The sequence below is a fragment of the Rathayibacter sp. Leaf296 genome (assembly GCF_001423045.1).
GTDB classification, from domain to species: Bacteria; Actinomycetota; Actinomycetes; order Actinomycetales; family Microbacteriaceae; genus Rathayibacter; species Rathayibacter caricis.
Window position 1 is genome coordinate 605,743 of sequence record NZ_LMNR01000002.1, and the last position, 19,101, is coordinate 624,843.

Consider the following 19,101-nt stretch of genomic DNA (forward strand, 5'->3'; position numbering starts at 1 on the left):
GTCAGACTGGTCGCCGCCTCGAGCTCTCCGATGAGCGCGCGGCGAACCACGATCAGGAGCAGCATGACGAGGGCCGTGACACTGCAGGACGTGGCAGTCGCGGCGGGCGTGTCGCTCGGAACCGCCTCTCGAGCGATGACCGGAACAGGCCGAGTGGCGCCCGCCACGGTGGATCGTGTGAGGGGTGCAGCGCTCCGACTCGGCTACCAGCCGAATCTCCTCGGCCAGGCCCTGCGTCGAGGCAGCTCCGCGTCCATCGGCATGATCCTCCCCGGCCTCCACAATCCCTTCTACGCCACCCTCGTCCACGCTGTCGAAGCCGCCCTGCAGGAGGACGGGTACCAGCTCCTCATCTCCGACTCCCACGCCGACACCGGCACCGAGCTCGCTCGCCTGCGGATGCTGCTCGCGCGCCGCGTCGACGGCCTGCTCCTCGTGCCGGCGTTCGCGGAAGGATCCGAGCAGGCCCTGATCGAGGCGGAGTCCGCAGTGCCGACCGTCCAGGTGGACCGCCGGGTCAGCGCCGACATCGCGGATTCCGTCGGAGTCGACAACACGGCCGCGATGCGACTCGTGCTCGAGCACCTGCACTCCCGAGGCGTGAGGAGTGCGGCCTACATCGGCTCCGACGACGCCACGATGACCGGGCGCGAACGCCATGCCGCGGCGATCACCGCCGCGGACGAGCTCGGTGTGCGCATCGAGTCGGTCCACCGCCACAGCTTCGAGTCGGACACCGGGGCGGAGGGCGTGCGGGCGGTGCCGACGGAGCTTCCCGAGGCGATCATCTGCGGCGACGACCTGATCGCGCTCGGCGCCCTGAAGGAGCTGCGAAGACGCGGTGCCGCGGTGCCCGACGACGTCCTCGTCACCGGGTTCGACGACACCCGGTTCGCCGAGCTGATGCACCCGTCGGTGACCTCGATCGCACAGCCCCTGGAGCTCCTGGCCCGGACGGCGGTCGACATGCTCACCGCGCGGATCCACGGCGTGGGCGCCGAGCCGGAAGCCGTGCTCCTCCCGCCTCGGCTCGTGATCAGAGAGTCCACGACTCCCACCCACCGCTGAGCGCGCGGGCGTCGCGTCCCAGAGCGGGTCCGTCGAGTGTCGGCAGTGGCGCGCGACGCGGCGATTGACCTCCGTGCTCCTCGTGCGTAGTGTCGTCCTCACTGTGCGCAATCGATTGCGCACACCTTGATCACCGCCGAGGCCGTGGAAGTCGATCGGCGCCGCGGACCAGCACGACCACCACGAGGGAGCCGACCTGATGACCAGTGCCGATCGAGAGTCCACGGGCTTGCAGACCGGGACGGTCCCCGTCGACCGGCCTCGTCCTCACGGTCGGGTCGTCGCGGTCGGCTCTCTCAACGCCGATCTCCTCCTCACCACGGACGAGGTGCCGCAGGCGGGACGGACCGTGTACGCCACCGCGCTCCATCGGGCTCCCGGAGGTAAATCCGCCAATCAGGCCGTCGCCGCGGCGCGCCTCGGCGCGACGGTGAGCCTGATCGGCGCGGTGGGTTCGGACGAGAACGGCCGCGCCCTGATGGACGCCGCTCTCGCCGCCGGTGTCGACGTCTCGGGCGTCACGACGCTCCAGGGAGTGGACAGCGGCGTCGCGGTCATCCTCGTCGAGCCCGGCGGAGAGAATCGGATCCTGGTCGTCGGAGGCGCCAATCGCGCCCTGGACAGCACCCACGTCTCGGCACACGCTGAGTCCCTGCGCTCCGCTCAAGCCGTCGGCCTATCCTTCGAGGTCGCCGACGCACCCTTGACCACTGCGGCACGCATCGCTCGCGACGCCGGGGCGATCGTCGTGCTGAACCCCTCACCGGTGCGACCGCTCACCGCTGAGCTCGCCGACTGCGTGAGCGTGCTCGTCGTCAATCAGCACGAGTTGCAGGCGGTCGTCGGCGACAGCACCGACGCGGCACGCGCCCTGCGGACCGATGAGCTCGCCGGGCTCGAGGCCCTCGTCGTCACCCGCGGGCCCGACGGCGCGGACGTGGTGCAGCGCACCTCCTCGGGCGGCATCACGACCACCCGCGTGCCGTCGGTCGAGGTCGACGCCGTCGACACCACCGGGTGCGGGGACGCGTTCCTCGGCGCTCTGCTGGCGGGCCTGTCGTCGGGCTGGACGCTCGTCGCCAGCGCTCGGATCGCCGCGATGGTCGCGGCCCGAGCGGCGACCATCAGCGGAGCGCAGCCGTCGTACCCCACCTGGGCCGACCTGCTGCGCGAGCACGCAGCGCCGGTCGACTGAACCCCCGCTGAAGAAGGAGAACCTCATGCCGCCACGTACCGTGATCCTCGACGTCGACACCGGGAGCGACGACGCCATCGCCGTCATGATGGCCGCGCTCGCGCCGTCCTTGTCCCTGCTGGGGTGCACGACCGTCTGGGGCAATCACGACGTCGTGACGACGACGAGCAACACACTGAGGGTGCTTGACCACGTGCAGCGTGCCGACGTTCCCGTGCACCGCGGTTCCGCCTCGCCGTTCGTACCCGTCCCGTTCCTCTTCGCCGAGCACCTCGAGGACACTCGCAAGGCGGTCCACCCGGCCGAGTTCCCCGTCCCCTCCACCGATCGCCCCGAGACGGGCGCCCATGCCGTCGAGTGGCTGGTCGAGACTCTGCGCGCGGTCACCGACCCCGTCACACTCGTCCCTCTGGCGCCGCTGACCAACATCGCCGCCGCGATCACCATCGATCCCCGCATCGTCGACAGCATCGACGAAGTGGTCATGATGGGCGGTGCTCGGGCGTCGGGGAACGTCACCCCTGTCGCGGAGGCGAACATCTGGCACGACCCCTACGCCGCCGACGTGGTCTTCCACGCCGGATTCCGCCGACTGGTGATGGTCGGCCTGGACGCCACTCACCGCGCCCTCGTCAGCCGCGCCGACGTCGCTCGCCTGGAGGCCACTCGGCAGCCCCACGCCCGCAGCGTCGCGCAGCTCCTCGACCACCGGATCCAGGGCTACGCGGCCACGCAGCACCTCCCCGTGCCCGACGCGGCGCCGGTGCACGACGCGCTCTGCGTCGCCTACCTCCTCGACCCCGACGTGCTCACCCTCCAGCCGTGCTCCATCCAGGTGGAGACGTCCGGCTACCGCTCCTTCGGACAGACGCTCGTGACCGCCGCCGGCCCCTCGGCCCTCGGCAGCGGCACGTTCCTCGCACTCGACGCCGACGCCGAGCGCTTCACCGACCTCCTGGTGGAGGTTCTCGGCCGACCCGCCGGCGTGACGGCGGTCTCCTGACGTCGGGAAGACGGCACGCGGATACGAGTCGGCGACCGCCGACAGCCACGACCGACCGACCGGCGGTCGGACGCCCGGCGAGCGTCCTCAGCGCAGCAGTACGACGTGCGTCGCAACGGAGTGCCGATGCGCCCGGGCCGCCTCGGCGACCGCCTCCGCCACGAGGCCGACGGGGAACGCTCCGCCGCCGCGTACCGCCGGAGGCGCTCGCGGACGACCTGGGGCCGGTCGTCGTCCCGGCCCCTCCGACGCCCTGCGAGCCGGGCCAGCAGGACGGCCTCGTCCACCTCGAGCAGGACGACGGCGTCGATCGCGGCGCCGCGCGCCCCGAGCATCCCGTCGGAAGGACCGACCTGCGCCGTCGTCCTCGGGTAGCCGTCGAGCACGAACCCCTCGGACCCCCCTGCTGCGCCGAGACGGTCGCGCAGGAGCTCCGTCATCAGCGCGTCGTCGACGTAGCCGCCCGAGGCGAGGACGTCGGCGACCTCGAGTCCGAGCGCCGCGCCCCGGGCGACCTCCTCGCGCAGGAGCTCCCCGGTCGTGACGTGGGGGACGCCGAGCACGCCCGCGAGGCTCGCACCCTGCGTGCCTCCGGCCTGGTCGGCGTCGTCGACAACGCCCCTGACAACGCGTCGAAGTTCGGAGTGGTGGGCCCGACCCGGAACGCCGCCATGGACTGCGGGCGGCACGGGATCCGCGTCGACGCACTCGCGCCCGGATCGACGGCGACTCCGATGATGATGAACGCGTTCGAGCAGAACACGCCGGAGTTCAAGGAGAGCATCCTGCAGTCGATCCCGATGCGCGCGCTCGTCGACCCCCGCGATCAGGCGGCGGCAGGCGTCCGGCTCTGCTCGGAGGAGTCGAGGACGGTCTCGGGCATCGCCCTCCCGGTCGACGGAGGCCGGCTCGCGGGCGAATGAGCCCGGCGGTCGACGCCGCCGATCGGGACCAGCGCCTCGGTGCCGGTCCCGATCGGCTGTTCCGATTATCTCGCGACCCGCGGATCGACCCCGTACTGCGGTCGGGCGCCCAGGTGCTCGCGCAGCGTGGACCCCTCGTAGTCGCGGTGGAAGAGCCCGCGCTCCTGGAGGATCGGCACGACCCCGTCGACGAACGCGTCGACTCCGCCTTCGTAGACGTCCGGAGAGACCCAGAAGCCGTCGACGGCCTCGGCCTCGAACCACTCCTGCATGTGGTCGGCGGCGGCGACGGGCGGTCCGACGACGACCGGGTGGTAGTCGATGACACCGTGGGCGAGGATGTCGCGCAGCGTCCAGCCCTCGCGGGCGACCTCGAGCGCACGGGTCGAGCGCGGGTCGCCGGGCGAGGGCCGCGCCTGCAGGAGCTGGTCGCGCGTGAGCGGCTGGTCCAGCTGCGACGCGTCGAGGTGCAGACCGAGCATGCGGCCGAGGTAGGACGCGCGCTGAGGGAAGGTCCGGCCACTCAGGGCGATCCGGCGGTCCAGCCCTTCGCGCTCGTCGCTCGCGAGGGACGTCATCAGGCCGGCGAAGAACCGGATGTCGTCCGGATCCCTCCCGGCGCGCTCCGCCGCCTCGCGGAAGGCCGCGCGCTGCGCGCGTGCGTCGTCGATGGTGAAGGCGACTCCGATCACCGCGCTCGCCCAGCGACCGGCGAACTCGTGCGCATTGGCGCTGCCTCCCGCGTGGAAGACGACGGGCTGGCCCTGCTCGGACGGCGGGATGTACAGAGGCCCGCGGGAGGCGACGTACTCGCCGCCCAGGTTGATCGGGGCGATCTGCTCGGGGCGGGCGTACTGCCCGGTCTCCTGGTCGTGCACCCAGGCGTCCACGCCCCAGCTCCCCCAGAGCGCCTGGATCAGCTGCACGGTCTCGTGCGCCCGTCCGTAGCGCTCGGGGCCGGAGGGGATCCGGGCGCCGTAGTTCGCCGCCACGTCCTCGCCGCTGGAGGTGACGGCGTTCCAGCCGGTGCGTCCGTGACTCAGGACGTCGAGCGCCTTGAACTGCCGGGCGAGGTTGAACGGCTCGGTGAAGGTGGTCGAGCCGGTCGCGACCAGGCCGATCCTGCTCGTCTCCCGCGCCACCGCCGCCAGGGTCACCATGACGTCGAGGTTGAAGTTCGGCGGCTCGTTCGCGATGTCGCCGACGTGGGTCGGCCCGTCGGGCAGGAAGAGGAACTGCAGCTTGCCGCGCTCCGCCGCCTGAGCGTGGCGCACCTTCGCGTCGAAGCTCGTGTAGCTCCGAGGGTCGGTGGCGGGGTCGCGCCAGGCGCCCGGCAGGTTGCCGTAGCCGTTGCCGAGATGCAGTCCGATGAGCATCCGTCTGTCCATGCCGATGTCCTCTCTCCGCCGCGGTCCGGGCGGTGGACCTCGGCGCTAAGTGGAGATAGTCTCCTCTTGCAAGGACGATACGGAGAGCGTCTCCGCTCTGTCAAGAGACTCGACGCACCGGACCGAGGGCCCGCCGGACCCGCGGCCATCGCCCCTCGTTCAGGAAGGACTCACGACATGGCACGTCTCACAGGCAAGGTCGCCCTCATCACCGGAGCCGCCAGCGGAATCGGACTCGGCACCGCGCAGCTCTTCGCGGCGGAAGGGGCGCGGGTCGTCCTCACCGACGTCTCGGAGCCCGCACTCGCCGAGGCCCTCGAGTCGATCTCCGGCGAGGGGGTCGAGGCGATCGCCCGCCCGCTCGACGTGAGCTCGCCCGAGGACTGGACGCGGGTGGTCGACGACGCCGTCGCCGCCTTCGGCACGATCGACGTCCTGGTGAACAACGCGGGGATCGCGCTCCCCCGGGGCATCCTCGAGACTGGGCTCGACGAGTGGAACAGGGTCCTCGCGATCAACGCGACGGGCACCTGGCTCGGGATGAAGACGGTGATCCCCGTCCTGCAGTCGGCCGGCGGAGGCTCGATCGTGAACGTCTCGTCCCTCGCGGCCATCATCTCGGGCCCGGCGGACGGCGGCGGCGCCGCCTACTCCGCCTCGAAGGGCGCCGTGCGGTCCCTCACCAAGCACGCCGCCAACTACTTCGCCGCCGACGGCATCCGCGTGAACTCGGTCCACCCCGGGCCGATCTACACGAACCTCATCAAGAACTACGGCATCACGAAGGAGCAGGCGGCCGACCCGGTCAACTCGATCCTGCCGCCGCACATCGGCGAGGCCTCCGACATCGCCTACGGGATCCTCTACCTGGCCTCCGAGGAGTCGCGCTTCGTCACGGGCGAGGAGCTCGTGATCGACGGAGGGTACGCGGTCCACTAGGGCACGACGCGATCGGGCGGCCGGCAGCACCGGCCGCCCGGCGAGGCTCTGCGCGGACGGAGTCGCTCACGCACCACCGACCGGAGAGGACCCTCGATGAGGATCGGGATCATCGGCGCCGGCACGATCGGCGCGACGCTCGGACGACGACTGGCGGCCGCCGGACACGAGGTGGCCATCGCCAACTCGCGCGGCCCGCGGACCGTCGATCCCGAGGCCCTGAGCACCGGAGCGCGAGCCGTCGACGTCGCAGCCGCTCCGGAGGGTGCGGAGGTGCTGATCGTCTCGGTCCCCTTCGGCCGACTCCCCGACGTGGCACCGGTCGTGCGGACCGCGGCGGACTCCGCCGTGCTCATCGACACGTCGAACTACTTCCCGCACCGCGACGGAGTCATCGCCGGACTGGACGGCGAGGTGCCGGAGAGCGTCCGCGTCTGCGAGATCCTGGATCGCCGCGTCGTGAAGGCGTGGAACGCCATCACCTCGCAGTCGTTCCGCGACCGGGCCACCGGAGCAGGCGATCCGCAGCGCCTCGCGATCCCCGTCGCCGCGGACGACCCGACGGAGGGCGCGATCGGGCGGCGCCTCGTCGAGGAGACCGGGTTCACGGGGCTCGACGCCGGCCCGCTGCGGGAATCGTGGCGCCAGCAGCCCGGCTCCCCCGCCTACTGCACCGACCTGGACCCCGCCGAGCTGTCGCGCGCCCTCGCCGCCGCCGATGCCGACTCGGCGCCGCGCCGGCGGGACCTGATGATCGCCGTCCTCGACGAGCGTCGCGCCGCCGGGGACGCCGTCGACGGCGAGTACCTCGTCCGACTCGGTCGCGCCCTCTTCTGAGCGACGGCGTCCGCTCGCGCCGGGGGTGACTCCCCGCGTGCCGTCACCCCTTCAGCGCCCCCGCGTTGCCCGCCGCCTTGAGGAACTGCTTCTGGAACAGGAGGAACAGCACGACGGGCAGCACCACCGAGATGAACAGGGCCGCGAGGAACTGCGAGTACTCGATCTGCCCCTCCAGCCGCGGCAGGACCACCGAGATCGGCTGGTCCTGCGGCCTCGGCAGCACCAGCATCGGCCAGAGGAACTCCTTGTAGGCGGCGACGAGGGTGAGCAGGCTGACGACTCCGAGGATCGGGCGCGACATCGGCAGGACGATGGCGGTGAAGACGCGGAACGGGCCGGCCCCGTCGATCCGGGCCGCCTCGAACATCTCGGGCGGGATCGCCGCGAAGAACCGCTGCATCAGGAGCACGTTCACGGCGCTCGCCGCCGACGGCAGCCAGACGGCCCAGAAGGTGTTGAGGAGGTTGACCCCGAAGATCGGCAGATCGACGACGGTCAGGTACAACGACACCAACGAGATCACGCCCGGGATGAAGAGCGTCGCGAGGACCGCCGCCGAGACCGCCTTCGCGTACCGCGGCTTGAGCACCGCGAGTCCGTAGCCGCCGGTGGTCGCCACGAGGATCCCGAAGAACAGCGACCCGCCCATCACCCACAGGGTGTTGAGGAAGTAGGTCCCGAACTCCACCTGGGTCCAGACCGAGGCGAAGTTCTCGCCGTGCAGACCCGAGGGCCACAGCGCGAGGGAGTCCGAGAGCGTCTCGGTCGAGGTGGACGTCGCCGCCTTGAAGAGCCACAGGATCGGACCGGCGCTCGCGATCGCCAGCACGACGAGCAGCAGGGCGCCGACGAGCGAGACGGCGATCCGCACGGAGCGCTTCCGGCGGTCGAGCGGCGAGATGATGCTCCGCTCGGTCTCGGGCTCGCTGCGACGGCGGCGGAGTGCGGACAGGAGGGGCGGGGCGGCGGTCACGAGGTGCTCCAACGGCGGGTGAGCCAGAGGTAGAGGGCGGAGAGGAGTCCGAGCGCCACGGCGAGCAGGAGGCTCAGCGCCGTCGCTCGCCCGTAGTCCCCGGACACGAACGCGTAGCGGTAGATCATCATCAGGATCGTCACCGAGCGGTTCTCGGGTCCGCCCCCGGTCATGATGTACGGCTCGGTGAAGACCTGAAAGGTCGCGATGACCTGCAGGAGCAGCAGCACGAGGATCACCCCGCGCATCTGCGGCAGCGTGATGTGCCAGAAGCGGCGGAGGATCCCGGCCCCGTCCGACTCGGCCGCCTCGTAGAGGTCGGTCTGGATGCTCATGAGGGTGGCGAGGTAGATGATCGTCGCCGTCCCGAACGACGCCCAGGTCATCTGCACGACGATCGCGGGGATCGCGAGGTCGCCGTCGTTGAGCCAGCTCAGCGGAGCGATGCCGACGGCACCGAGGATCCGGTTGAGCAGACCGTTCTCGGACGGGTCGTAGAAGGTCTTGAAGAGCAGGGCGCCAGCCACCGGAGGGAAGATCACCGGCAGGTAGACGAGCACCGAGGCGATCGACCTCGCCCGGCGCAGCTCCGCGATGAACACGGCCAGCAGGATCGGCACCGGGAATCCGATCGCGAGCCCGAGGACCGTGAACAGGACGGTGTTCGCCGTCGCGGTCGCGAGCAGGGGGTCCTGCAGCACCCGCGCGAAGTTGTCCAGGCCCACCCACTCCGCCGACAGGAAGTTGGTCTTCTGCAGACTCAGCGGGAGCGAGCGGAGGATCGGCCACCAGGAGAAGAACCCGAAGCACAGGAGCATCGGGAGGAAGAAGACGAGAACCGAGAGCCCCCCGCCCCTGACCCAGGCGACGGGCCCGATCCTGCGCCTGGGCGCCGGTCGTCGCCGCCCCGGGTCGCCGTCCCGCGCGGACGGGATCCGCGCCGCCGGCTCTGTCTGCGTCATCACGCTGGTCATGGTCACTCGCCTTCGAGTCGGGAGGGGCCCGCCGCGCCCCAGGGGGTGAGGACGCGGCGGACGAGGTGGGGCGGCGTCAGGCCGCGTCGAGGATCGCCTGAGCGGAGGCGTCGGCCTCCTCGAGGAGGCTGTCGATGTCGGCGTCCTCGCGGGTGAGCGCCGCCTGGACCACCGAGTCGAGCAGCGCGTAGATCTCCTGGGCCTTCGTCGCCGGCTCGGGGACGAGCGGCAGGGTCTCGGCGGTCTCGAAGTAGCCCGTGTAGTTCTCGCGGGGCACGTTGATCTCGTCGGCGATCCACTCGAGGTAGCGGGCGTCCGCCTCCGCGTCCAGCAGCGGGAGCGCCGGTGCTCCGACGGCCAGCCCGTCCGCGACCGCGGCGTCGGCGGCACTGAGAGCCGCCTCCTCGCTCGTGAACCGGTCGTAGGTGACGAACTCGATCCAGTCGAGCGCCGCCTGCGTCTCGGCGGGGGTGGCGGCGGGATCGATGATCGCCGCGGTCCCTCCTCCCAGCGTCCCGATGCCGCCCGGGCCCTGCGGGAGCGGAGCGAGGCCGAAGTCCTCCGAGGGCATGCCGCTGTTGATGACGACGGGGTTGTAGGCGTCGGCGCCCTGCACGAACATGCCGATCGAGCCCGCGGCGAACGCGTTCATCGCGTCACCGTAGCCGAGCAGGAAGTTGGAGCCCATCGAGTCGTCCTCCCACCGCATCTCCCGGTAGCGCTCGAGGACCTCGCGGGTCGCGTCGTTGTCGATCGTGGCCGTCGCCCCGTCCTCCGAGACGAGGGTCCCGCCCATGCCGTACGACGTGGTCGTCAGGATCCAGCCGCCGGTGTTCTCGGCCGTCATGGTGGCGAAGCCCTGGGCATCGGTCGCCTCCGAGATCGCGGCGGCGGCCTCGCGGACCTCGTCCCAGTCCTGCGGGGGCGCGTCCGGATCGAGACCGGCCTGCTCGAAGAGGCCGCGGTTGTAGAGCAGACCCATGCTGTAGGCGATCGTCGGAACGCCGAAGGCCGCCCCGGAGTCGTCCTGCACGACCTCCATGATCGCCGGGTTGATCGACGAGAGCACGTCGTTCTCGGCGAGGGCGTCGCTGATGTCGGCGACCTGCTGGCGCTCGATCAGCCCCTGCATCTCGGTGAAGGGCACGTAGTAGAGGGTCGGCAGCTGACCGCCGGCGAGCAGGGCCTGGAACGTGGACGGATCGAACTGCGACTCGTCGCCCTCGACGGTGACGGTCGGGTGGGCCTTCTCGAAGGCGGCGACGTTGCGCTCGAACGCGGCCAGCTCCTCGGGCCGCTCGCCGGTGGGCTTGCCGTTCACGACGATCGTGACGGAGCCGTCGGCGGACTCGTCCGAGCCGGTGCTGCAGCCGGTGATGAGCATCAGGCCCGCGACGGCGAGAGCCGCTGGGGCGAGTCGACGGAAGGTCTTCATGGTGGGGTCTCCTCAGTACTTCTTCGTGCTGGACAGGATTCGGGTGGTGGTCGGGGTGGTGAGCGGAGGCGGAGTCACGGGGCGAGCAGCGCGCCGTCGAGCCCTCGGACTCCGGCGGCCCACGCGTCGTGGGACGAGAGGCCGGCCGGGTACCGGGCGGCGGCGACCTCGTCGAGCTCGATCCCCCACCCGGGCGCTTCGTTGGGCCGCAGCCAGCCGTCGCGGATGCGGAGCGTGCCCGGGAACACCTCGTGCACCGACTCCGGGTACACGTGGCCCTCCTGGATCCCGAACGCCGCGCTCGACACGTCGAGGGCGACGTTCGCCGCGGCGCCGATCGGCGAGGTGTCGCCCGGCCCGTGCCAGGCGGTCCGCACGCCGGTCAGCTCGGCCGCGACGGCGATCTTGCGGGCGGCGGTGACGCCTCCGATGTCCGAGACGTGCGAGCGGATGTAGTCCACTCCCCCGCCCAGGACCAGTCGGGCCGCGTCGGTGAAGGACGTGGCCAGCTCGCCGACGGCCAGGGGGACGGGCGACGCGGCGCGCACCTCGGGGAGGCGGTCCCAGTGCTCGGGAGCGAGGACGTCCTCGAGGAAGAAGAGCCGGTGGGGCTCGAGCGCCCGGGCCAGCACCACCGCCTGCTTGGGGGTGAGCCGGGAGTGGGCGTCGTGGAGCAGCTCGATGTCGTCGCCGAGCCGGTCGCGGGCGGCGGCGAAGAGCTCAGGAGTGCGCCGCAGGTACTCGCCGACGCGCCAGCCCTCGGGGTAGGGCGCGGTGGGGTCGGTGACGGTGCTCGTCGGCGGGGTGCCGTAGTGCCCGCGCCCCGACTGCCCGACCTGGAGCCGGATGTGGCGGAGCCCGGCGTCGCGCAGCTCCTCGGCCTGATCGAGCGTCTCCTCGACGGTGCGGCCGCCCGCGTGGAGATAGGTGTCGGCCGCCGCGCGGACCCTGCCGCCGAGCAGCTCGTGGACGGGACGTCCTGCGCGCTTGCCCGCGATGTCCCACAGGGCCTCGTCGAGTCCTGAGAGGGCGTTGTTGCCGATCGGCCCCTCGCGCCAGTACGGAGCGAAGCGGGCGAGCCGCCCGAGGTCCTCGATGTCGCCCGGGTAGCGCCCGACGACCAGGCGCGCGAGGTGCTCCTGGATGTAGACGACCACCGATCGCCAGCGCTGGGTGTAGGTCGCGCAGCCGAGGCCGTGCAGGCCGTCGTCCGACGTCGTCACCTTGACCACGACGAGCGGGATCCCCTCGGGTGCGGTGACGACGGCGCGGACGCCGGTGATCCGCACGTCGTCGGGAGCCTCCCACGGCGGGGCGAAGGCGTGGCGGGTCGGGTCGGAGGCGGCGAGGATCTCCGCCGTCGCGGTCATGCCGTCTCTCCTGCGGAGGCGGCGAGGATCTCCGCCGTCGCGGTCATGCCGTCTCTCCTGCGGAGACCGCTGCGGGCTCGTGGATCGATCCCGCGGGCGACCAGCCGAGGACCCGGCGGGCGTTCGACGTGTCGACGAGTCCCTCGCCGCCCTCGAAGCGGCGGAGGCGGGGGACGGACGGCGCGTAGCGGTCGAGGAGGTCCTCCGTGCCCTCGCGCGAGAGCGTGTCGGACGCCGCGACCAGGAGCGTGTGCGCGCCCGAGAGCGGAGCGGTGAGGGCGCGGAGGAAGGCGTCGACGGCGTCGGCGAGGTCGAGGTAGGCCCATCCTTCTCGGGAGAGCCGGGCGAACTCGGACGGGTCGCGCTCCGCCTCCGCCGCGAAGACGCGGACGGTGTCGAGATCGCGGACCAGGGGCAGCCGGAGGGCGACGACGTCGATGCCGTAGCGGCTGTGCGCCCAGCGCGCCGACTGCTCGTCGACCCACTTCGAGAGGGAGTAGGCGTCGTCGTGGGCGACCGGCGACTGCTCGTCGAGCGGGTAGTAGGCGGGAGCGACGTCGTGGTGGTTCATCGGCACGCCGAACGCGTTGATCGAGCTCGCGATCACGGCTCGCTCGAGCCCCGCCTCCCCCGCCTGGTCGAGCACGGTGAACGTGGCGGCGGTGTTGCCGACGAAGACGGCCCGCGGGGTGTCGATGCTCGGGTGGGGGATCGCCGCGAGGTGCGCCACCGCCGCGACCCCCGAGAGCGCGTCGGCGACGAGCGACTCGTCCCCCGCGTCGCCGGCGAGGACGCGGTCGGCCGGGCTCGGGGCCGACCAGATCCGGGAGAGCGCCGTGACCGCGAAGCCCGACTGCAGCAGCTGCTCGGTCAGGGCGCGGCCGATGCGGCCGTCGGCGCCGGTGACGAGCACGCGGCTGCCGGGCGCGATCCCTGAGCGGGGGGTGCTGTGATCCACGTGGGCTCCCTTGCCGTCCGTGCGAAACTGTTTTCACACGTAGAGAAGCACACGGGCGCTCGGGTGTCAACAGGAGCGTGCCGGCGGATGCCGTCGGGGGCGAGCGGCGAGTGCCGCCCGACGGGAGCGGCGAGTGCCGTCGGAAGGGAGCTTCGAGTGCTCCCGTCCGCTCGGGACGTCAGGTGGAGGGGCCGAGGACCAGGGTCGCCGGGACGGTGTGCTCGCCGGGCTCCCCGGCCGGGCCGAGAAGGCTGGCAGCGGCCTCGCGACCCAGCGTCATCAGCTCGAGGTCGATCGTCGTGACCCGCCGCACGTCCTGATCGACGACGACGCCCTCCCAGTTGTCGACTCCGATCAACGCGAGGTCGCCGGGGACGCCGATGCCGCGCGCGGTGCACACGTCGAGCGCCCCGAGCGCGATGTGGTCGTTGCCGCAGAACACGGCGTCCGGGCGCTCGTCCGACTCGAGGAGCGCCGCCATCGCCGACGCACCCCACTCCCTCGACCAGGCGCCGTAGCGCACGGGGCCGGCGGGCTCGAGGCCCGCCGCGGAGAGGACCTCGCGGAAGCCCTTCTCGCGCAGCTGCACGGCCAGGCTGCCCGGCTCGGCGGTGATGTGCGCGATCCGGCGACGGCCCGTGTCGAGGAGGTGCTGCGCCGCGAGCCGCCCCGCCCCGAGGTTGTCGGGCAGGTACACGACGTCCTCGGCGCTGTCCGAGGCGGTGAACGCGTAGGCGACGGGGACGTCGAAGTGGTGGGTGAGCGACGGCGAGATGTGCTCGTGACCGTCGCCGATCACCAGGACCCCGTCGATGCGCCGGTCGCGGAGCTGCCGGATGCTCTCCCCCATCGCGCGGTGCGCGCCGACGTCGCCGTCGAGCATCAGGACCGCCTGCTGCTGCTCGCCCAGAGCCAGCACCGCGCCGATGACGACCGGGCGGGTGAAGGTGTTGGCCGCCCGGTGCGTCAGCAGTCCGATGGTCCGGCTGCGGCCCGAGACGAAGGAGAGGGCCAGGGCGTTGGGGCGGAAGTCGAGCCGATCGGCCGCCTCCTTGACCCGGCGACGCGTCTCGGCCGAGATGCGGGTGCTCCCGTTCAGCGCTTTCGACGCGGTCGACAGGGAGACCCCCGCGACGGACGCGACGTCACTGAGGCGCACTGTCGCGTTCTTGCTCATGTCCCGAGCATAGCCGCGGCTCGCCCGGGCCCGCCGTTGACAGCTCCCACCCCCACCTCCAGACTGTGGCACCATGCGAAAGCGCTTGAACTCCCGGACCGCGACACGACGATCTCCGAGCCGACGACGGGGGCGGCGATGACCACCGGCGCCGCGGCCGAGGTGCTCTGCGTCGGCGAGGCGATGGTGCTCGGGGTGCCGACGGACGGCGCCGGCCTCGCCGGAACCGCCTCCGTCTCGCTGCACGTCGCAGGAGCGGAGGCGAATGTCGCGGCGGGGCTCGCCGCGCTCGGAGTCGAGGTCGAGTGGTGGTCGCGGGTCGGCGCCGATCCCCTCGGCGCGCGCGTCCTCGCAGAGCTCGTCGGCCGCGGCATCGACTGCTCGGCGGTCGTGACCGATCAGGACGCCCCGACCGGCCTGTACCTGAAGGACCCGAGCGGAGGCGGCACGCGCGTGCACTACTACCGGCGCGGATCGGCGGCCTCGGCGATGGCGCCGGATGATCAGGGCCGGCTGCGCGTGGACGAGCGCCGGGTGATCCACCTCAGCGGGATCACCGCGGCGATCTCCCCCTCCGCCGACGCGCTCGTCGGACTGCTCGTCGACCTGCCGCCCCGACCCGGCCGCCTGGTCGCCTTCGACGTGAACCACCGCCCGGCCCTCTGGCCGGACCGTGCGACCGCCGCGGACCGGCTCCGTCACCTCGCCGACGCCGCGGATCTCGTGCTGGTCGGCCGCGACGAGGCCGAGGAGCTCTGGGGGACGGCGGATGCGGCGGCGATCCGAGCGCTCCTCGCCCGACCGCGCCTCCTCGTCGTCAAGGACGCCGACGTCGAGGCGACCGCCTTCGTCCGCACGGCGGGAGTCGACACGGTCGTCTCCGTCCCCGCGCCGCGCGTGGAGGTCGTCGAGGCGACCGGGGCGGGCGACGCCTTCGCGGCGGGATTCCTGGCGGCGCTGCTCGCCGGCGCCGGCGCAAGACGCGCCCTGACCGCCGGGCACCGCATGGCCGGATCCGCCCTCCGCACGGTCGGCGACCTCCCGCGCCGGCTCGACCCCGACCTCGTCGCCGACCTCGCTCGAGGCGGCGGCCCCTCCGACCGCATCCCTCTGGAGACCCGATGACCGCACCCGCCCTCCCTCCCGTCGACCCGTCCGGCGGTGACGCCTTCTTCGGCGGCCGTCGCGTCATGGCGGTGCTGCGCAACCGGACGGTGGCCGACACCGTCGCCCTGACCGGCGTCGCGCTCGACCTCGGGGTGTCCCTGATCGAGGTGCCCCTCCAGACGCCGGACGCGATCCCCTCGCTCGAGGCCGCACTGCGCACGGCCGCGGAGCGGGGCGTCGGGGTCGGCGCCGGCACGATCACCACCGTCGAGCAGGTCGACCTGTGCGCCGGCCTCGGCGTGGCCTACACGGTCGCCCCCGGGCTGGACGCGGCGGTGGTGCGCCGGAGCGTCGAGCTCGGGATCCCCCACCTGGCCGGAGTGGCGACCGCGAGCGAGATCCAGCGGGCCGTGGGCCTCGGCTGCACATGGGTGAAGGTGTTCCCCGCGTCGGCGCTCGGCACGGACTGGTTCGGCGCGATGCGAGGTCCTTTCCCCGGCGTCCGGCTGTTCGCGTCGGGCGGCCTCTCGGCCCGGTCGGCGCCCGGCTTCCTGGCGGCGGGCGCCGCCGGAGTCGCGCTCGGCTCCGCCCTCGAGGACCCTGCGGAGGTCGACGCGCTCGCGCGCCTGATGGCGGAGTGAGGGCGATGACGACCCCGAGCCGCTCCTGGCTCGTCGGCGGCTACGGACCCGACGGCGGCGGGGACTCCCGCGGCATCGTGCGGCTGCGCACGGAGCCGGACGGCACCCTGGCGGTGGAGGCGCTCCTCGTGGAGACGCCCTCCCCCTCCTTCCTGCTCGTCGACGGCGAGGCCGTGGTCGCGGTGGCGGAGGGTCGGGGGACGGTCGACGCCTTCTCCCGCGGTCCGCGCGGTGGACTGCGTCCGCTCTGGAGCGCGTCCTCGGGCGGAACCGCCCCGTGCGCTCTCGCCCGCTGGGGTCCGGTGCTCGCCGTGGCGGACTACGGCGACGGCGCGCTCGGGATCGTGGCGGACGGCCGGCTTCGGCAGGTGCTCCCCGGCGAGGGCTCGGGGCCCGGCCCAGGGCAGGACGGACCGCACGCGCACGCCGTGCTCCCGCTCGACGCGGCGACCATGCTCTCCCTCGACCTCGGCGCCGACCGGGTGCACGTCCACGAGCGGTCCGGGATCGACGTGAGCCGGACCGGCTCCGTGCGCCTGCCCGCCGGCACCGGTCCGCGCGACCTCCTCCGGCACCCCGGCGGAGCCCTGCTCGTCCTCGGAGAGCTGTCCTGCGAGCTCCTCGTGCTCGAGGACGGCGTGGTGACGGCCGTCGTCCCGCTGCCGGGGGCGGAGCCGGGCGACCACGCCGCCGGGCTGGCGCTGGGTGCGGGAGGGCGGTTCCTCTACACGGCACTGCGGGGCAGCGACCGGATCGCCGTCGTCGAGCTCCCGGCCGGGGGTGCGCCGCGCGCGGTGGGCTGGGTGCCGTCGAACGGGTCGGGACCGCGTCACCTCGTCGTCGACGGCCCCCTCCTCCACGTGGCGAACCTCCGCTCGAGCGGTGTCGCCTCGTTCCGGCTCGGGGTCGACGGGCGCCCGAGTCCCCTCGGGCGCCCGACCCCGGTCGCCAGTCCGAGCTACCTCGTGGCCGAGAGCCGGTAGGTCCGCGCGCTCGGCTCCCCGACGCGCGACTCGAGGTGCAGCGCGCCGTCCGACCACTGCGCGCTCCACCCCGGACGTCCCACGGGGAAGACCTCCTCGACGGTGCTCGCGGCCGGCCACGGGAGCGCGACGGAACCGCCGTTCCCGCCCCGGTGCCAGACCGTCACCAGGTCGCCGACGGCGAGCGCGATCCACTCGTCGGTCCACGCCGGGAGGCCGAGCGGCCAGTGCGGGAGCGAACCGGCGATCTCGTGCCGGATCGCCCGGTGCGCCGCGACCGCCTCCGCCACGGTCCGTCTCTGCTGCGGGCTCATCCGGTCCAGCCAGCCGGACAGGTACAGCCGGGTCAGGAGGCCGTTGCTGAGCGCGAGGATCGAGCGCTCCTCGGACATCTCCGGCTGCGGGTACGCCCAGTTCGCCGCCTGCTCGGGCACGATCGCGCTCGGGCTCGCCGCGGCGATCGGGACGGAGTGCAGCTCGCTCTGCTGATCGGACGTGGACTGCAGCTGCGAGTGCTGCAGCAGGCCGTAGTCGGTGCGCATCGCGCCCGAGCTGCAGCTCTCGATGACGAAGTCGGGATGGCGCTCGAGCACCCCCTCGAGCCAGTCGTGCAGCGCGCGCTGGTGCTCGAGTGCTCCCGCTCCCGCGGAGACGCCGCCGACGTCGGTGCCGCTGCCGATGTCGGCGTTGTAGTCGAGCTTGGTGTAGCCGATCCCGTAGCGCCGGATCAGGGCGTCGAGGTCGGCGTCGAGGGCCGAGCGGGCCGCGGGGTGCCGCAGATCGAGGTGGTAGCGGCCCCAGTCCTTCAGGCGCACGCCGCCGCGGGAGAAGAACGCGGAGTCGGGCAGCTCCCGCGCGGGTGCGGTGCCGATTCCGACGACCTCGGGCTCGAGCCAGAGTCCCGAGATCATCCCGCGCTCGTGGATCCGGTCGATCACCGCGGCCAGTCCGTGCTCGAACCGGTCGCGCGACTCCCGCCACTCGCCGAGGTTGTCGTGCTCGTCGCCGCGGTTGTCGTACCAGCCGGCGTCGATGCAGAACACCTCGACGCCCGCCTCCGCCGCGGCGTCGATGAGCGGGAGCAGCACCTCCTCCGACACGTGCGGGCCGACCGTGTTCATCCACGTGTTGTAGACGACGGGCAGGGTCGCGGAGGAGGGATGCGGGCGGCGCAGCGCGCGGCGGTAGCGGGTGAGCGCGGCGAACGCGCCGTCCACTCCGTCCGCACTGACCACCAGGGCCGCCGGGACGGAGGTGAACTCCTCTCCCGGCCGCAGGACGACGCTCCAGGACGACTCGTGGTCGGTCGGACCGGTGAGCGCCACGCCGATCGCTCCGAAGCGCTCGGTCACCTCCCACGACCAGGCGCCGGAGCTCTCGACCTGCCAGGCGACGGCCCTGCCTCCCTCGCGGTCGTGCAGCACGCCCTGCGGCAGGAACTCTCCCGTCGACCAGCTGCCGCGCCCCGTGATCGCGAGCCGGCCCCGCGGATCCTGCCCGTGCAGATCCCGGTCGATGTCCATGAGGAGCCGCTCCGCCACCGGCTCGCTGGTCCAGCGGTACTCGGCGAGCCATTCGTTGCGGGCCCAGTGCAGGTCGAGCGACGCGCGGTCGGAGGCGCTGACGAGCGAGGCCGACAGCGAGGTCACCGCCTCGAGGCGGACTGCGGCGTCACCCCCGTTGCGGACCGTCGTCACCGCCCGGAATCCGGGGACGCCGGGCCAGGTCGTCGCCGTCCACTCGGCCTCGAGGCCGGAGTCGGGATCGCGGACCGTGACGGTCAGGCGGTCGGGCGAGATCGTGTGCGCGACCAGGCGCATCCGCTCGCCGACGGCGGACGTCTGCCAGGCGAGGTTGGTCCGCCCGTGCGCGTCCCCGGCGTGGAAGACCTCGACGAGGGCGGCGGAGGCGGGCAGCTCGGCGGGGGCGGTCCCGGCGTCGAAGGCGGCGATCCGGACGGGGCCTCCGTCGGCGACCAGGACGAGGGTGAAGGCGCCGGTGCCCCACTCCAGTCGGACCGGCTCATCGGGGGCGGTCGCGGTCGCGGCGCCGGGGGCGGTGGTGGTCATCATCTCGGGGGGCATGCGGCTCCTGTCGTGGTGGGGGTGGAGGGAAGGGCGACGAGGA

At 72.8% G+C, this 19,101-nt stretch carries 17 protein-coding genes and 1 pseudogene; 9 read left to right on the top strand and 9 right to left on the bottom strand.

The window, feature by feature from the left end; translation table 11 throughout:
- Window positions 1-63: 63 nt before the first annotated feature.
- The 3 genes from ASF46_RS13035 (at window position 64) to ASF46_RS13045 (ending at window position 3,266) form a co-directional block, all read left to right on the top strand.
- The gene (locus ASF46_RS13035) at window positions 64-1,068 is read left to right on the top strand and encodes a LacI family DNA-binding transcriptional regulator (RefSeq protein WP_162240179.1); all 1,005 of its coding nucleotides are present in this window, start codon (window positions 64-66) and stop codon (window positions 1,066-1,068) included.
- Window positions 1,069-1,297: 229 nt separating this feature from the next.
- A complete protein-coding gene (locus ASF46_RS13040; protein WP_056867979.1) occupies window positions 1,298-2,263 on the top strand; it encodes a ribokinase in 966 nt (321 codons plus the stop codon).
- Between the two features lie 25 nt (window positions 2,264-2,288).
- Window positions 2,289-3,266: a nucleoside hydrolase gene (locus ASF46_RS13045; RefSeq protein ID WP_082485483.1), complete on the top strand. Its 978-nt coding sequence runs from the start codon at window positions 2,289-2,291 to the stop codon at window positions 3,264-3,266.
- Between the two features lie 242 nt (window positions 3,267-3,508).
- Here ASF46_RS13045 and ASF46_RS19925 read toward each other — a convergent pair.
- Window positions 3,509-3,829: pseudogene (locus ASF46_RS19925) on the bottom strand (adenylate kinase family protein); the annotation flags it as partial.
- Between ASF46_RS19925 and ASF46_RS13055 the strand changes: the two are divergent.
- The gene (locus ASF46_RS13055) at window positions 3,812-4,189 is read left to right on the top strand and encodes an SDR family NAD(P)-dependent oxidoreductase (protein WP_056867982.1); all 378 of its coding nucleotides are present in this window, start codon (window positions 3,812-3,814) and stop codon (window positions 4,187-4,189) included. The pseudogene ASF46_RS19925 and the gene ASF46_RS13055 overlap by 18 nt on opposite strands.
- A gap of 65 nt (window positions 4,190-4,254) precedes the next feature.
- Here ASF46_RS13055 and ASF46_RS13060 read toward each other — a convergent pair whose 3' ends face one another.
- Entirely contained in the window at window positions 4,255-5,577 is a 1,323-nt protein-coding gene (locus ASF46_RS13060; protein ID WP_056867983.1) for an NtaA/DmoA family FMN-dependent monooxygenase, read from the bottom strand.
- Between the two features lie 177 nt (window positions 5,578-5,754).
- Here ASF46_RS13060 and ASF46_RS13065 point away from each other — a divergent pair, with 177 nt between their 5' ends.
- Together ASF46_RS13065 and ASF46_RS13070 are read left to right on the top strand one after the other, a co-directional pair.
- Complete coding sequence (locus tag ASF46_RS13065) at window positions 5,755-6,516, top strand: SDR family NAD(P)-dependent oxidoreductase (protein ID WP_056867984.1); 762 nt, start codon at window positions 5,755-5,757, stop codon at window positions 6,514-6,516.
- A gap of 48 nt (window positions 6,517-6,564) precedes the next feature.
- Entirely contained in the window at window positions 6,565-7,353 is a 789-nt protein-coding gene (locus ASF46_RS13070) for an NADPH-dependent F420 reductase (protein WP_268788656.1), read from the top strand.
- Window positions 7,354-7,396: 43 nt separating this feature from the next.
- Here the strand turns inward: ASF46_RS13070 and ASF46_RS13075 are convergent, their stop codons facing one another.
- The 6 genes from ASF46_RS13075 to ASF46_RS13100 all read right to left on the bottom strand — a co-directional run bounded on the left by ASF46_RS13075 (window position 7,397) and on the right by ASF46_RS13100 (window position 14,243).
- Window positions 7,397-8,329 carry a carbohydrate ABC transporter permease gene (locus ASF46_RS13075; RefSeq protein WP_235576949.1) on the bottom strand — a complete coding sequence of 311 codons (933 nt, stop codon included), beginning with the start codon at window positions 8,327-8,329 and terminating at the stop codon, window positions 7,397-7,399.
- Window positions 8,326-9,147: a carbohydrate ABC transporter permease gene (locus ASF46_RS13080; RefSeq protein WP_235576950.1), complete on the bottom strand. Its 822-nt coding sequence runs from the start codon at window positions 9,145-9,147 to the stop codon at window positions 8,326-8,328. Before ASF46_RS13080 ends, ASF46_RS13075 begins: the two co-directional genes overlap by 4 nt.
- Before the next feature lie 232 nt (window positions 9,148-9,379).
- Window positions 9,380-10,738, bottom strand: a complete 1,359-nt coding sequence (locus tag ASF46_RS13085) for an ABC transporter substrate-binding protein (protein ID WP_056867987.1) — start codon at window positions 10,736-10,738, stop codon at window positions 9,380-9,382.
- 74 nt (window positions 10,739-10,812) lie between these two features.
- Complete coding sequence (locus tag ASF46_RS13090) at window positions 10,813-12,108, bottom strand: enolase C-terminal domain-like protein (protein ID WP_056867988.1); 1,296 nt, start codon at window positions 12,106-12,108, stop codon at window positions 10,813-10,815.
- Between the two features lie 43 nt (window positions 12,109-12,151).
- Window positions 12,152-13,066 carry an NAD-dependent epimerase/dehydratase family protein gene (locus tag ASF46_RS13095; protein WP_200919714.1) on the bottom strand — a complete coding sequence of 305 codons (915 nt, stop codon included), beginning with the start codon at window positions 13,064-13,066 and terminating at the stop codon, window positions 12,152-12,154.
- Window positions 13,067-13,244: 178 nt separating this feature from the next.
- Window positions 13,245-14,243 (bottom strand): LacI family DNA-binding transcriptional regulator, encoded by a 999-nt coding sequence (locus ASF46_RS13100; RefSeq protein WP_056867989.1) that lies wholly within the window; start codon window positions 14,241-14,243, stop codon window positions 13,245-13,247.
- A 138-nt stretch (window positions 14,244-14,381) separates the two neighbouring features.
- Between ASF46_RS13100 and ASF46_RS13105 the strand changes: the two genes are divergently transcribed.
- The 3 genes from ASF46_RS13105 to ASF46_RS13115 are packed head-to-tail and all read left to right on the top strand — an operon-like array spanning window position 14,382 to window position 16,974.
- On the top strand, window positions 14,382-15,368 hold the full coding sequence (locus tag ASF46_RS13105) for a sugar kinase (RefSeq protein WP_082485484.1): 987 nt from the start codon (window positions 14,382-14,384) through the stop codon (window positions 15,366-15,368).
- On the top strand, window positions 15,365-15,991 hold the full coding sequence (locus ASF46_RS13110; protein ID WP_056867990.1) for a bifunctional 4-hydroxy-2-oxoglutarate aldolase/2-dehydro-3-deoxy-phosphogluconate aldolase: 627 nt from the start codon (window positions 15,365-15,367) through the stop codon (window positions 15,989-15,991). Before ASF46_RS13105 ends, ASF46_RS13110 begins: the two co-directional genes overlap by 4 nt.
- A gap of 5 nt (window positions 15,992-15,996) precedes the next feature.
- Window positions 15,997-16,974, top strand: a complete 978-nt coding sequence (locus tag ASF46_RS13115; protein WP_056867991.1) for a lactonase family protein — start codon at window positions 15,997-15,999, stop codon at window positions 16,972-16,974.
- Here ASF46_RS13115 and ASF46_RS13120 read toward each other — a convergent pair.
- A complete protein-coding gene (locus ASF46_RS13120; RefSeq protein WP_056867992.1) occupies window positions 16,950-19,058 on the bottom strand; it encodes a glycoside hydrolase family 36 protein in 2,109 nt (702 codons plus the stop codon). The genes ASF46_RS13115 and ASF46_RS13120 overlap by 25 nt on opposite strands.
- Window positions 19,059-19,101 lie beyond the last annotated feature (43 nt).

What these genes read in the sequence shown, in the direction of transcription:
- ASF46_RS13035 (WP_162240179.1), top strand. Translation starts at nt 64, where the DNA reads ATGACGAGGGCCGTGACACTGCAGGACGTGGCAGTCGCGGCGGGCGTG.
- ASF46_RS13045 (WP_082485483.1), top strand. Translation starts at nt 2,289, where the DNA reads ATGCCGCCACGTACCGTGATCCTCGACGTCGACACCGGGAGCGACGAC.
- ASF46_RS13060 (WP_056867983.1), bottom strand. Translation starts at nt 5,577, where the DNA reads ATGGACAGACGGATGCTCATCGGACTGCATCTCGGCAACGGCTACGGC.
- ASF46_RS13065 (WP_056867984.1), top strand. Translation starts at nt 5,755, where the DNA reads ATGGCACGTCTCACAGGCAAGGTCGCCCTCATCACCGGAGCCGCCAGC.
- ASF46_RS13080 (WP_235576950.1), bottom strand. Translation starts at nt 9,147, where the DNA reads ATGCTCCTGTGCTTCGGGTTCTTCTCCTGGTGGCCGATCCTCCGCTCG.
- ASF46_RS13085 (WP_056867987.1), bottom strand. Translation starts at nt 10,738, where the DNA reads ATGAAGACCTTCCGTCGACTCGCCCCAGCGGCTCTCGCCGTCGCGGGC.
- ASF46_RS13090 (WP_056867988.1), bottom strand. Translation starts at nt 12,108, where the DNA reads ATGACCGCGACGGCGGAGATCCTCGCCGCCTCCGACCCGACCCGCCAC.
- ASF46_RS13100 (WP_056867989.1), bottom strand. Translation starts at nt 14,243, where the DNA reads ATGAGCAAGAACGCGACAGTGCGCCTCAGTGACGTCGCGTCCGTCGCG.
- ASF46_RS13105 (WP_082485484.1), top strand. Translation starts at nt 14,382, where the DNA reads ATGACCACCGGCGCCGCGGCCGAGGTGCTCTGCGTCGGCGAGGCGATG.
- ASF46_RS13110 (WP_056867990.1), top strand. Translation starts at nt 15,365, where the DNA reads ATGACCGCACCCGCCCTCCCTCCCGTCGACCCGTCCGGCGGTGACGCC.
- ASF46_RS13115 (WP_056867991.1), top strand. Translation starts at nt 15,997, where the DNA reads ATGACGACCCCGAGCCGCTCCTGGCTCGTCGGCGGCTACGGACCCGAC.
- ASF46_RS13120 (WP_056867992.1), bottom strand. Translation starts at nt 19,058, where the DNA reads ATGCCCCCCGAGATGATGACCACCACCGCCCCCGGCGCCGCGACCGCG.